The sequence below is a fragment of the Rouxiella sp. Mn2063 genome (assembly GCF_049319665.1).
In the GTDB taxonomy this organism is placed as follows: domain Bacteria; phylum Pseudomonadota; class Gammaproteobacteria; order Enterobacterales; family Enterobacteriaceae; genus JBMOUD01.
Genome location: NZ_JBMOUD010000001.1, coordinates 525,872 through 539,225, shown reverse-complemented (window position 1 = coordinate 539,225; position 13,354 = coordinate 525,872). Strand labels below are relative to the sequence as shown.

General features: G+C 43.3%; 13 protein-coding genes. 7 read left to right on the top strand and 6 right to left on the bottom strand.

Translation table 11 applies throughout. The features are described 5' to 3' along the window. Window positions 1-26 precede the first annotated feature (26 nt). Complete coding sequence (gene ybjM / locus ACL9RG_RS02295; protein ID WP_422790938.1) at window positions 27-404, bottom strand: inner membrane protein YbjM; 378 nt, start codon at window positions 402-404, stop codon at window positions 27-29. A gap of 394 nt (window positions 405-798) precedes the next feature. On the opposite strand from ybjM, the gene ACL9RG_RS02290 reads away from it, so the two are divergent. Continuing rightward, window positions 799-2,481, top strand: a complete 1,683-nt coding sequence (locus tag ACL9RG_RS02290; protein ID WP_422790937.1) for an aspartate:alanine antiporter — start codon at window positions 799-801, stop codon at window positions 2,479-2,481. 233 nt (window positions 2,482-2,714) lie between these two features. Here ACL9RG_RS02290 and ACL9RG_RS02285 read toward each other — a convergent pair whose 3' ends face one another. Further along, complete coding sequence (locus ACL9RG_RS02285) at window positions 2,715-2,939, bottom strand: YdgH/BhsA/McbA-like domain containing protein (protein WP_422790936.1); 225 nt, start codon at window positions 2,937-2,939, stop codon at window positions 2,715-2,717. 1,022 nt (window positions 2,940-3,961) lie between these two features. Between ACL9RG_RS02285 and ACL9RG_RS02280 the strand changes: the two genes are divergently transcribed. The 3 genes from ACL9RG_RS02280 to ACL9RG_RS02270 are packed head-to-tail and all read left to right on the top strand — an operon-like array spanning window position 3,962 to window position 6,184. Beyond that, entirely contained in the window at window positions 3,962-4,558 is a 597-nt protein-coding gene (locus ACL9RG_RS02280; RefSeq protein ID WP_422790935.1) for a GNAT family N-acetyltransferase, read from the top strand. A gap of 47 nt (window positions 4,559-4,605) precedes the next feature. Beyond that, window positions 4,606-5,487 carry a hypothetical protein gene (locus ACL9RG_RS02275; RefSeq protein WP_422790934.1) on the top strand — a complete coding sequence of 294 codons (882 nt, stop codon included), beginning with the start codon at window positions 4,606-4,608 and terminating at the stop codon, window positions 5,485-5,487. Beyond that, window positions 5,477-6,184 carry an HAD-IB family phosphatase gene (locus ACL9RG_RS02270; RefSeq protein WP_422790933.1) on the top strand — a complete coding sequence of 236 codons (708 nt, stop codon included), beginning with the start codon at window positions 5,477-5,479 and terminating at the stop codon, window positions 6,182-6,184. Before ACL9RG_RS02275 ends, ACL9RG_RS02270 begins: the two co-directional genes overlap by 11 nt. A 132-nt stretch (window positions 6,185-6,316) precedes the next feature. Here ACL9RG_RS02270 and ACL9RG_RS02265 read toward each other — a convergent pair whose 3' ends face one another. Further along, window positions 6,317-6,826, bottom strand: coding sequence for a GNAT family N-acetyltransferase (locus tag ACL9RG_RS02265; RefSeq protein ID WP_422790932.1), 510 nt, complete (start codon window positions 6,824-6,826; stop codon window positions 6,317-6,319). A 297-nt stretch (window positions 6,827-7,123) separates the two neighbouring features. Here ACL9RG_RS02265 and ybjG point away from each other — a divergent pair, with 297 nt between their 5' ends. Next, window positions 7,124-7,729, top strand: a complete 606-nt coding sequence (ybjG, locus tag ACL9RG_RS02260; RefSeq protein WP_422790931.1) for an undecaprenyl-diphosphate phosphatase — start codon at window positions 7,124-7,126, stop codon at window positions 7,727-7,729. A 96-nt stretch (window positions 7,730-7,825) separates the two neighbouring features. Here the strand turns inward: ybjG and ACL9RG_RS02255 are convergent, their stop codons facing one another. Then, window positions 7,826-9,040, bottom strand: a complete 1,215-nt coding sequence (locus ACL9RG_RS02255) for a serine hydrolase (RefSeq protein WP_422790930.1) — start codon at window positions 9,038-9,040, stop codon at window positions 7,826-7,828. 468 nt (window positions 9,041-9,508) lie between these two features. Between ACL9RG_RS02255 and ACL9RG_RS02250 the strand changes: the two genes are divergently transcribed. Both ACL9RG_RS02250 and ACL9RG_RS02245 read left to right on the top strand, forming a co-directional pair. Further along, window positions 9,509-9,904 (top strand): CidA/LrgA family protein, encoded by a 396-nt coding sequence (locus ACL9RG_RS02250; protein WP_422790929.1) that lies wholly within the window; start codon window positions 9,509-9,511, stop codon window positions 9,902-9,904. Beyond that, window positions 9,901-10,596, top strand: coding sequence for a CidB/LrgB family autolysis modulator (locus tag ACL9RG_RS02245; protein ID WP_422790928.1), 696 nt, complete (start codon window positions 9,901-9,903; stop codon window positions 10,594-10,596). The genes ACL9RG_RS02250 and ACL9RG_RS02245 overlap by 4 nt, the downstream gene beginning before the upstream one ends. Window positions 10,597-10,686: 90 nt before the next feature. Here the strand turns inward: ACL9RG_RS02245 and flgL are convergent, their stop codons facing one another. After that, window positions 10,687-11,640: a flagellar hook-associated protein FlgL gene (flgL, locus tag ACL9RG_RS02240; protein WP_422790927.1), complete on the bottom strand. Its 954-nt coding sequence runs from the start codon at window positions 11,638-11,640 to the stop codon at window positions 10,687-10,689. Window positions 11,641-11,693: 53 nt separating this feature from the next. After that, window positions 11,694-13,337 (bottom strand): flagellar hook-associated protein FlgK, encoded by a 1,644-nt coding sequence (gene flgK / locus ACL9RG_RS02235; protein WP_422790926.1) that lies wholly within the window; start codon window positions 13,335-13,337, stop codon window positions 11,694-11,696. Between the last annotated feature and the right edge of the window lie 17 nt (window positions 13,338-13,354).

Here is a 13,354-nt window from a genome sequence, read left to right as displayed (position 1 = left end):
CCTTCTCATCTTAACTGCCCCACCGATCAGTGACTGCGTTTAATGTGTTCACTGCAAATCTGATAGAGCAGCACTAGCATCACTCCCAACATTGCCCAAAAAATAGCGCTGATTAAATAAGCGGCTTCCTGCCATTGCTCACTGTGATGCGGAATTAAAAAATTATGGATAAATAAGCAAAATGGAATACTGGCAATTATGCCTAAAAATACAAATAGCACATGCTGGCTGCGGTTAATAAAACAGGTAATTATTCCAGGTAATAAATAAAGCAACATGCCGTAATTACCGCGGGACATTAAACCATCATTAACACTACCGAAGCTTATTTTTAACGAAACGAATACAATTAAAAATAAAACACAACTCACAATAATGGTATTAAGAGGCGAAAGCCTGCTCATTGCTTCTCTCCTTAGAGGGAAATTACGCCAAACTCATTACGCTTTATACCCAATAAATATCGAGATGCAGGTAAGTAGTCATCGATGACCTGCTCTGCCACTAAGTGAACAATGTGGCTAAGGCGAGTAAAGATAACGAACATCCCTGAAACTTGAAGTATGACGGATATGCTCATCGTTGCGCCCGGGCTGACTCAGTAGATGTAACGCCTTGCCAATAAGCAAGAAATTATCCTGACTCCCCCTAGCCGTTCTTTGGCGCAAGGACTAGAATAATGTCGTGTGAACATCGACAGGCAAATACTGTGAAAGGATCTACTTGGCTAGCGCCATAGAATTTATCTCTTGCAGACTTGTATTTCAATAAATTGCTGGTAACCAAAAAGTTATACTCGTGAATATAAATGTCGCAAATTTGTTAAATAGCAGCTACATCCTATTATTGTTCGTCGTACTAGCCTTAGGTTTATGCCTCGGAAAAGTGCGTCTCGGCTCAGTGCAATTAGGTAATTCCATTGGTGTTTTAGTCGTTTCCTTGTTACTCGGCCAGCAACATTTCAGCATTAATACCGAGGCATTAAATCTCGGTTTCATGCTATTTATTTTTTGTGTGGGTATTGAAGCCGGCCCCAATTTCTTCTCCATTTTTTTCCGCGATGGCAAAAACTATCTCATGCTGGCGCTGGTAATGGTCGGTTCTGCGATGCTACTAGCATTTGGCTTAGGTCGCTTTATGGGATGGGACATTGGTCTTACCGCCGGTATGCTAGCAGGCTCAATGACATCAACCCCAGTTTTAGTCGGCGCTGGTGATACATTACGAAATACCTTAGCAGGCAGTAACACCCTCGCCCCTGCGCTTGATAATCTGAGCTTGGGTTATGCTTTAACCTATCTCATTGGCTTAGTCAGCCTTATTTTTGGCGCTCGCTATTTACCAAAGTTGCAGCATCAGGATTTGCCTACCAGCGCTCAGCAAATTGCACGCGAGCGTGGCTTGGATACCGATAGCCAACGAAAAGTCTATTTGCCCGTTATTCGTGCTTATCGCGTTGGCCAGGAGTTAGTCGCTTGGGCTGATGGTAAGAATTTGCGTGAATTAGGCATCTATCGCCAGACTGGCTGCTATATCGAACGTATCCGCCGTAATGGCATTCTGGCAACGCCCGATGGCGATGCCGTATTACAATCGGGTGATGAAATCTCTCTGGTAGGTTATCCCGATGCGCATTCCCGTCTCGACCCTAGTTTTCGTAATGGCAAAGAAGTCTTCGACCGTGACCTGCTAGATATGCGTATCGTGACCGAGGAAGTCGTAGTCAAGAATAATAGCGCGGTAGGCAAGCGCCTTAGCCAGCTTAATTTGACCGACCACGGTTGTTTCCTGAATCGCGTTATCCGCAGCCAAATCGAAATGCCTATCGACGATAGTATCGTGCTTAATAAAGGCGATGTTTTGCAGGTCAGTGGGGATGCTCGTCGAGTGAAAAGCGTCGCGGATAAAATTGGCTTTATTTCTATCCACAGTCAATTGACCGACCTTCTCGCATTTTGTGCCTTCTTTATCGTCGGCCTGATGATCGGTCTGATTACCTTCCAGTTTAAAAGCATCACTTTCGGCATTGGTAATGCCGCGGGCTTATTATTTGCTGGCATCATGCTCGGCTTCTTACGTGCCAACCACCCTACTTTTGGCTACATTCCGCAGGGCGCGCTGAATATGGTTAAAGAGTTTGGTTTGATGGTATTCATGGCTGGCGTGGGACTGAGCGCCGGTGCAGGGATTAATCACGGTTTAGGCGCTATCGGTGGCCAGATGCTGATTTCTGGACTGATCGTTAGTCTGGTGCCAGTGGTAATCTGTTTTATCTTTGGCGCTTATGTACTACGTATGAACCGAGCTCTTTTATTCGGTGCCATCATGGGAGCACGAACCTGCGCCCCTGCAATGGAAATCATCAGCGATACCGCACGTAGCAGTATCCCGGCTTTAGGCTATGCCGGTACTTATGCGATTGCCAACGTGTTGTTGACGCTTGCCGGTACGCTAATGGTTATTATCTGGCCGGGAAGTTAATCTATAAGGCATTTACGTCTGTGGTGAATCAACGGCTTAACTAAATTGTTTGAAAATTAAGCGAACTTCTACGCCGTGGTCTAGTCTTATTTATGCCACTGCTTTTCTTTAAAGTCCCCACTTTGGAGAGCCCGTTAACCCCGCCTGTTTAGGTTCAAGGTTAACGGGTTTTTTGTTTTATAAATGCAAAAAGCAGGGGCACATAGCCCCTGCTTTTTGCATTTACTTCGCTATTATTCTTTATAGAGTATAGCGGTACCATGTAATTGGTTATTACCGCTAGCTTCGATAATTTTGTAGGACGTTGCACCTGCTGCTGCTGCCTTCTCAGCTAAATGTGCTTCCAGCCCAGACAGCGTGCCTCCAGTTGCGGTTACTGTACCTATCTCAGCAGCCATACTGCCAAAAGAAACGGTAGTAAGAGCGATAATCGCAGCAATTTTTTTGATTGATTTCATGATTAAATTCCTTCTCATTGTTTGTTTTTGAAAGCCGGTTGCTTTCGATGAGAAGAGAATACTGCTGTACATTGATGATGAATAGTGGATTGATTTGCAAAAATCATTCAATTAATTTGAACTAAAAACACATGCAAACATTCTCTATCCTTTTAACCTGGTATCGCTAGGTGAACTACGTTTTATGCTGAGTGGCATAGTGTCGCCATTCAACTCAGCGTCATACTTTCTCTGTGCTGCTAACAGTACCTGACTCATCTATACGCAAGATGCTTTTTTGCCGTTGTAATATAAAAACAATTATTTTTTGAATCGTTATTTTTTATTACGTGATCATAATGACGGCAGTAAATTATTAATCATTCAACTCTTTCACCTGTCTAAGTAATATCTTAAATAAGATATGTTATTTCTAAGTAATATCTCACCTCTGCCATTAATCACTCTAAGTAATATCTTATAAAATGCATTTATTAGCTATATAAGTAATTCCCTCAAAAGGATCTCATCCTCTAGGCGATTTTAGTTAAAAACAGCGCAATTTACATTTTATTACATTTTTATTTTGTGATTTTTAGTTTTTTTTCCATATAAAAAACATCAATAACACCCGCTGAGAAATAGAAAATTAAATCATTAAAATCAAATAAATAAACAACAAAACCAAACTTGTATGCAAGTTTAAATCACCTAGCGAACATCATAATTATTGTCAATAGCACTGCGTAGCGTTAATCAACATAACGCTCAAATTGTAAAGAAAACACATGATAGCACCATGAGACAAAAATCATTATAACTCAATGATTTTTATAAACTTAAAAACCAAAAACAATTTAAATCAAATTTTCTTTAATTTTTTTTTAATTTTTAAAATAACTAATAAAACGGTATCTAACATGGGGCTTTTATCTCTAGAACATAATTGCGTTGTTACCTGAACAGCTATATTAATTCTAGGTATGCATTTAATTGCGGGTATCTCGATACTCATGTCATCTTGAATTAATTGGAGTAATCTTATGACTAAAGTCTTCCACAGCTTTTGTGATGTTTGCCTGCGCGATTGGGAACCAAATGATGTAGAGAAATACGCTGAACTTGTTGGAGACCCGCAGGTTATGAAGTTTATCGGTGATGGCTCAACCCGTAATCTAGCGACCGCCAGTATCGAGATTGAACGCTTCCGCCAAGAAATAGAGGCTCGAGGCTGGTCACGATGGGCTGTTAGCAAGGGACCAAATGGGCCGTTAATGGGTTATGTTGGCTATGCAGAAAAAGCCGATGGCATTGATTTAGGTATCCGCTTTTTACGTCAGTACTGGGGTTCGCCTTACCCTTACATTTCTGGCTGTCTGGCACTTGAGTACGGTTTCGAAAAAATTTGCTTTGACCAAATGTATTGTGTAAATGATGTTAATAACAAGTTGGCGGTTAAACTCGTTGATAGGATTGCGCGTATTGCTCCCTTCCAGGTTGAAACGCCTCAAGGGATTTATAATCGTTACGAAATGACGCGAGAAACCTATTACGAAAAAGGTATTCACAACCTCAATCGCATAGACATGGAACGACTGGTATCTCGGATGAACAGGAGCAACAAGGCAGAAGCTGCTTAATAATAAAATACTGTAATATCTTAATTGCCCAGAGAATAAGAGGGAAAATGCAAAATATTAATGACCATATTCCATTATCAGCACTTTGTGATGAAAAAGTATGGAAATATAAAAGTCTTTGGCGTCTTTTATGGTATCCGATTGGTTTTGTTCTTGTTTTCATCAGGATTATTGGTCTTTTTATCCTTTTTTTACTGGCATTGCCTTTCTCCAACGCCATCAGAAATCGTTATCATCTTAAGTTATTACGGTTCTTGATGGGGCACAGGATGGAATGCAATCTGTCCTCAGTAGAAATTGATCGTCTGACTGACGGCTGTGTAGTGAGTGTCAATCACATCAGTCTTTATGATGCTTTTAATATGCTTGGCTTGCCTCATTCAGTCTTGCTGGTAGGTAACTCAACCGTTAAGACGGTTAATATTTTCAGTTTATTTAGTAATTACGCGGCGCTAGTGTGCTCTGGGGGGCAATTCTTGAAAGTGACCGAGCGTCGTGAATTTGCAGGAAGAATTGCTGCATGGCGTGCTAATCCAGCAGGTACAACGCTGTATACTTCCCCAGAAAAAACAATCGGCAATGGGCAAGGACTGTTTCATTTTCACTCAGCATTTGTTTGCTACAAGATGCCAGTTATTCCGTTAGCGTTGAGCGTTGAGCTACCTTTTGGACTCAACCCTCACCCACTTCTCTCATCTGGTAGCGCCATCTTCTTGCGCTTGATGATGATGCCGTGGGTTAAGTATAAATTAACGTTTTTGTCACCAATGCAACAAAGCGCCGGGCAGTCTAAAACTGAGTTTGCCCAGCAGGTACAGCAGGCAATTGCCGATGAGCTCAAAATTCCTGCAACTCATTGGACTGAAGAGGATAAACATGCCTGGCGACGTCTTCGCAAATCTCAAATAGGAAATAGTGATGCTGGTTAATTCATTACTTCCTAAACCCAGTCATGTCGTGTTTGATTTTGACCTAACGCTACTGCCAGAAGAGAGCTCGCTTGAGGTGCTCAATCTGGCATTGACAGGTCACAAGCATGAAAGACAATTTCGCGCCAAGTTGGCAGAAATAAACGCTGAATCAGGTAAAGTCCGCCCTGCGCATATTACGTCTATCCTTGCATTGATGCGCACTATACACAAATCACATATTAATAATTATGTTCGTGCGAATACGGGGCGTTTACCAGAAGAGATGAAAGAAGTCTTCCGCTTGCTTAAGGAAAATAATATCACGCCATGGATCCTCTCCAACGCATATATTGAATGGGTGCGGCCATTAGCGATGTCTTGGGGTATCGATGCTGAGAATATCGTGGCCAACCGTTTTATTTGGCTGGGTAACCGGGCACTTTGCATGCGTCCTTCTGCTTTGATGAAAACCGACGGCAAAACTAAAACGATCAGGGCATGGCGGGCACGTGGCCAGTTGAATGGCGGGATCATTATGGTTGGAGATGGCGATCCAGACCGCCATGTCTATATGAATGGTCAGTCTGATGGATTTATCCAGGCAGATTACTTTACTCATCGGCCAGGACAATTACCCGTAGGCAACAATGCCTATCGTGCATCGCAACCAAAAGAACTGCTACCTATCTTAAAAAAGATGCTGAATTTAGCATGACGAGATTGTCAGATTAAAAAGTAAAATAAACCTGACGCTAGATATGTTTCGGCATATATGCGTCAGGATATTTACCTATTCTTAATTTTTTGCTTAAAGAGAATTTTATTGTTCCTTCAATCTGTCATTAAATTATATATATCTGCGCATAATAAATAGTGCGGTTGTTTGACTAGCAGAACGATAAAACGTCTTCTCGACAACTTGAAAACCATTGCGTTGATAAAACTTAATTGCACGTTCGTTTTCTTCGAGTACTTCCAGCCACACAAAGGGCTGCTTTTGCGCAGTTGCTTCTGCAACAATGCGCGTCATCATCCTCTGTCCCCATCCCCGAGATCCGCCGGCTGCTACCAAGTATAATTTACTCAGTTTGGCACCTACAGCAGCGCTATTAGGCATAATCTGTTGATAATCTATCTTGGCATACCCGACAGCCTCTCCCCTGTCGTGAGCTAATAGCCAACAAATATCCTCATCAATGAGTGTCTTGCTCAGCACCTCAAGCGCAAAATCATTATCTAGAAATTGCTGTAACTCATCTTCATTTTTCCACAGTTTGCCAAAATGCTGACGATAGGTCTCAGGGCCCAAAAGGCTGAGAATGCCAATATCTTCGGGCAGAGCATAGGCAATATCCATTACTCACTCCAATTAATAACTTTGGGAGAAAAACACTAATAATCCTATTCTTAAATAGAATGTAAATTAGCTAAGCCGAGTCTGATTTTTTAAGGTTTTCTTAAGAAAAGCTGGATAAATTTAATAATTATACGAAACTATACGGCGGTTCAATGACTAACTATTTTTAGTTGTTAACCCTCTTTACGTAGAGGTCAGTATAATCTAACGTTTAGCATGTTTTTATATGATTAACAGTAATCTATAGATAGATTTTAGGTCGGCTATTGACCTGTGTAATTTTAATGAGGGCTGTTTATGGAACAGTTGAACCACCTGCTTTTTACTTGGATCAATGCAACGCCAGCATCGCCTAAAGCGCTCTTAGCGCTGGCGATGTTTTTGGCCAATGATATGATTCTGATCGTTCCTGCGTTAATTATTGGTTTATGGCTTTGGGGACATCATCAGCACATTAATTTGCAGCGCGTGCTGGTCTCAAAAACGGTCATCGCGTTAGTCGCTGCCATGACAACATCAAAAATACTTTCTCTGTTCTTCCCTCACGCTCGCCCGTTTGTTGAAGGTTTTGGCTATACCTTCTTGCACCATGCGCCTGATAACTCGTTCCCAAGCGATCACGGTACAGCAATATTCACCTTTGCCATTGCTTTCTTGTGCTGGCATCGCCTGTGGTCAGGTGCCGTACTCTTTGTGGTAGCCTTGGGTATTGCTTGGTCACGTATTTATGTGGGTGTGCACTGGCCGCTGGATATGTTGGGTGGGTTCTTGGTCGGATTGTTGGCGTGCTTGTTCTCACAACTGGTGTGGAGCGTATTTGGTAAAAAAATCAGTGCTATAACAGATAAAGCCTATCGTATGAGCTTTGCGCTGCCTATCCGCAAAGGTTGGGTCAAAGGTTAAGTATATAGACTCGGTTTATGCGATAAAACACAGACGTAAAAAAGCGAGGCTAGCCTCGCTTTTTTATTCGCTGTACCACCGCTCTACCCTGTGGCGTTACTTACTGAAAATACTGCCAAACAAGCCAGTAATCTTCATCATAATGAAATCCCAGATACGACTGAAGAATCCACCTTCCTTGACATCTTGCAATGCCACCAGCGGACGCTGATCGATAACCTTGCCGTCTAAACTGAAGTTAATGGTACCAACAACCTGGTTTTTAGTTATCGGTGCTTGTAACTGTGGATTAGTCAGTACGAAGCTCGCCTTCAGATTTTTCAGCTGCCCTTTAGGGAAAGTCAGTGATGCATCTGTTGCAACGCCTAACGGCACCATTTTTTCATCACCAAACCAAACACGCTGTGTAGTAAAGGCATCTGCGGCTTTAATTGGCGTAATGGTTTCAAAGAAGCGGAAGCCCCAGGTTAACAAGGATTCGCTTTCACTGAAGCGAATTTTGTCACTTGGTGCACCCATAACAACTGCGATCAAACGCATACCATTGGTGTCTACCGCTGAGGATACTAAATTATATCCCGCGCCAGAGGTGTAGCCAGTTTTGATGCCATCGACATTGAGATTTGTGCTCCACAACAAACGGTTGCGGTTAACCTGACGGATACGATTAAAGGTGAACTCTTTCTCTTTATTCATCGCATATTCTTCCGGCGTATCGCGGATTAATGCTTGAGAAAGGAGCGCCATATCCAGAGCAGAGCTGTACTGGCCATCTGAGTCCAAGCCATGGACTGTTTTAAACTGGGTGTTCTTCAGGTTAAGTTGTTGAGCATAACGGTTCATCAGGCTCACAAAAGCGTCCTGACTACCCGCAACATAATCAGCAAGAGCGATACTGGCGTCGTTACCCGATTGGATAACCACTCCTTTGTTCAACTCAGAAACCGGCACCTGATCGCCTGGTTTAAGGAACATTAATGAAGATCCGCGAAGTACAGGGTTACCTGTCGCCCACGCATCTTTACCAATAGTAACGATGTCCTCAGACGTGATCTTATGAGACTTGAGAGCCTGCCCAACCACATAGCTCACCATAATTTTGGTTAGACTGGCCGGATCAAGACGAGCATCAGGATTAGACTCGGCAAGGATTTTACCGCTGCCATAATCCATCAGTACCCAAGATTTTGCATTGATTTGAGGCGCGATCGGGCTGGCATCGTCAGCCTGGGCATTAGAAAGCACCAGTAGCATGACACTACCACTGAGCGCGCATAGCAAAGTCCGTTTAGTACGAGGAGAAATTGTCATAGGGTTATCTGCGCTTTTGTCTGAGTAACTGAAAATTAGTGTTATCTTTCAAGCAATTTTTGCAATGATGCCAAACTAAAAAGTACCGCGTTATTGCGTAATATGAAACATTTTCTATGTAAACTTTCTATGAATACTAGCCATAAATTGTGTTTTGTCAGTTTTTAACCCGATATTTACAACGGCCACACCTTGATACAGCGTAACTCATAGATTTAAAACGATTAAAATGCAGTGGATTATATACCCAAAATAATTGAAGTAACATCAAGGTAGCAGAGAGTTCATCCCAATGAGCGACAAAGTATCGACTATCTTGCTTGTTTTCAATGACACCATAAAGCATGTGCGCTGGCTAGTTGATGCCTTTTGTTCATCAATTTTATGCCGATATTTCATACTTCAATTTGTGGTACAGATCACACTTTAATTGTATGATGATTGAATTCTGCAAGAGGAAAACTTCTTATGCGCAAACTTTTATCTCTTCCCATGCAATATTTTCGAGCATTTATTCTTATATATGCCTGTTTATACGCAGGAAACGGTATATCAAAATTACTCCCCATCACGCTTCCCGGCAGTATTCTCGGCATGTTGATTCTCTTTGCCTTGCTTGCGACCCAAATTTTGCCCTATCACTGGGTAAAACCAGGAGCCAACGTGCTCATTCGCTACATGGCGCTGCTGTTTGTGCCGATTGGCGTCGGTATCATGACCTATTACGACCAGTTGCGCATGCAATTTGGCCCCCTTGTCGTGTCTTGTGCCGTCAGCACTTTATTAGTGTTGCTAGTCGTTGCTTATAGTTCGCACTACATTCATCGTGAACGCCTGCAATCTAGTAACACAGAGGATAAATGATGGAAAATATTTGGTGGTCTTTACCATTAACGCTGCTGGTATTTTTTTCCATGCGTAGATTAGCGATCAAATTTAAATTCCCATTACTCAATCCGCTGCTGACATCAATGGCGATCATTATCCCTTTGCTGCTCATCACCCACATTCCTTACGCGCGCTATTTCGCAGGCAGCAAGATCCTTAATGATTTGCTACAGCCTGCTGTTGTAGCTTTAGCGCTGCCGCTTTACGAGCAACTGCATCAGATACGTGCACGGTGGAAATCGATTATTAGTATTTGTTTTATTGGCAGTTTGGTCGCAATGACATCAGGCACCGCGATTGCATTGTGGATGGGCGCAACACCCGAAATCGCAGCGTCGATATTGCCTAAATCGGTAACGACGCCTATTGCCATGGCAGCGGCGGAGTCGATTCACGGTATCCCGGCCATTAGCGCAGTATGTGTGATTTTTGTTGGTATTCTTGGTGCCGCATTGGGACACACCATTCTGAATATACTGAAAATTACTAATAAAGCATCGCGTGGGCTGGCGATAGGCAATGCTTCACATGCGCTGGGCACCGCGCGTTGCATTGAAGAGGATTTTCAGGAAGGGGCTTTTAGCTCATTGGCCTTAGTTATCTGCGGTATCATCACGTCTTTATTGGCCCCCTTTCTCTTTCCGCTGCTTTTGGCGTTATTTGGCTAGAGATGGGTAATATGCCCAAGAAACTTCAAATATGACGGGTATGGTGGGGATATTCTCCCCCGGAAGAATCGGGGGAGAACTAAAGAACACTTACTTCAGTTGGAACAACGAGAGGCTTTGCATACTGCTAAAGGCTTTCATTGAAGCCTGTAACGCATTCTGCTGTATCGTGTAGTTATAGATACTGGTGACCTCATCAATATTGACCAAACTGCTCAATTGATTCGTCGTGGTGGTGTTTTGCGCTGTCCCTATAACACCTAAATCATCCAATTCCGCCAACTGCGTACCCTGCTGTGAAACAATATTCGCCACGTTATTTTCTGAGTTAGTTAAACCTCGGGTCGCTTTATCCATAGCGGCCGTATACTCATCAGAGGTTCGATCAGCAGAAGGCGTTTTCAGAGCAGTCAGCGCATCATCAATAGTTTTAAACAGGTCATAATTAACGCTGCCATCAGGTTCTTTTTTCGGGTTACCTGGTTCGCTGTTAAACACCTGTGGCCCAGTGTGGCTAACAATCATGGATCGCTCTGCACTCACCTGCTGAGTAATAGGCTGGCTGCCACCATTATAGGTGACTTCACCGGTAGTTTTATCCATCGTATAAGGGGGTTTATCGCTTTGATAGCCACCAAAGATATAATTGCCGTTGCCATCTGTACTGTTGGCCAGATTGACTAAGTTCGCTTTCATGCCTTCTAGCTGAGTCGCATAGGAGAGACGGTCATCATCATTTAAGCTACCGTTGCCAGCTGAGACAATGATTGATTTCATCGCGCTAATCGTACTGTTTATACTATCGGTTGCGGTCGCTTCGGTGCTAATACTTTGAATAGCAAAATTCTGCGCCATAGCAAACTGATTATTTTGGGCTTGCGCCTGCAATGTTCTCACTTCCTGAGAGGCAGCTAACGGATCATCAGAAGGCTGGTTAACTTTACGTCCCGTCGCCAATTGTATGCCGGCCGTTTGAAAACGTGCTTCATTATCGAGCATGTTTCCCATGTTTTGCTGATAAATTGTATTGGTGCTCAGACGCATAACAACAATTCCTTATCTAAATTTGAGATGACAATTCTGCGAGAAAAACCGGCTTATATCGCACTAAGAAGCGCATTAAAGATCGTCGATGCCGTCTGAACGATCTGTGCATTTGCTTGATAATACTGCTGATATAGTTGCAAATTGCCGTATTCTTCATTGAGGTTCACACCAGAGATAGACTGTTGTTGTGTCGTCAACTCTTTAACGATATTACCTTGCGATGTGACATTGGTTTTCAGTGCACTGACCTGATTACCGATGCTGGAAACCATCGAGGCATAGCCATCAGACAAACTTGATTTATTGTCGACTAGCTTGGCTTTTTGTAGATCGAGCAATTTTTGCGCATTGGTGTTATCACTGACACCCGCATCAGCAGAGCTGGCCGCTGCAATTTGCGCAGAATCGGTAACCGCCACATTAAGCGTACTGGCAACATTACTCACGGTTTTGATAGTAAAGCTGTCTTTGGGACTAGGATCGCCACTCACCTTTACGCTTAATCCGTCAAAGTTGAGGCTACCATCATCACCATGTGTCGGAGTAATCACAGCACCATCGGATACTCGCGTTGCTGTCCAGCCACTCGCACTATAACTCAGTGTATAATCGCTCGCTTTTACAGACTTAGTATCGGTGTAACTCACGTCCAGTTCCGAGTTGCCCTTATTTTTGGCATTAGAAATGGCGTTGGGTTTAGCATCGAAGGAGAAGAAATCAACGCCCGGTTGGCCTTTAAGGTCAAAACCGGCTTTACTCTGCGTATTAAAACTATCCGCCAAAGTAAGCGCCAATTGCCCTAGTTGGTTAATTGCAGGCTCTAGGTTGTCCTTACGGAAACTTAATACCCCGCCCAGGCTGCCGTTAGTAATACGACTTTCTTCAATTGCGCTGGAGGTCCCATCAGCATTCTGCAAACCAACTGTTAATTTGCTTGCATCACTATCAGAAGGGATCGCCGTTAATGTTTTAGTCCGAGTTCCTTGTACTAATGGAATGCCATTAGCGATAGAAACGTTATAATCGCCGCCATCTTGCTGTGACACTGTAACGCCCGCAACGTCATTCAATTGGCTAACAATTTGATCGCGTTGGTCTAATAATGCGTTCGGCTCTTGCCCGGTACTGGCACGGGTTTGCGTGATCTGTTGGTTAAGATTAGCTATTTGCTGAGCGTAGTTGTTAATCTGTTGTACGTTATCGCGAATCTGCTGATTCACGCCGCTATTGAGATCATTAAGGTAATTAGCGGTGCGATTAAACTGCGAGGTCATCGCTTGCGCCTGGCCGATTGTCGTTTGGCGCGCAGAGGTATCACTTGCATTGCTGGTGATGGTTTGGATGCCCGTGAAGAAGGTCTGCATCGCTTTAGACAAGCTGGTGGTGCTATCGGCAAACAGGTTCTCAATCTGTGTGGCTTGAGAACTTTGTGTCGTCAGCGCGCTATTAGTTGTACTCGCGCTCAGTAATTGATTGACGACAAAACTATTGTATTCGCGGTTTATCCCTGTGACGGTTACACCATTACCCATATAACCACTTGCTGTGTGACTGCCATTGGCTTCAGCAATAATAGCGGTCTGGCGGTTGTAACCTGCAACAGAATAATTGCTGATATTATTACTGGCGGCTGCGAGGCCCGCCTGTGCCGCATTGAGCCCGCTTAGCGCGGTGTTAATCAAATTATTGGACATGCGTCACCTTTTTTCTG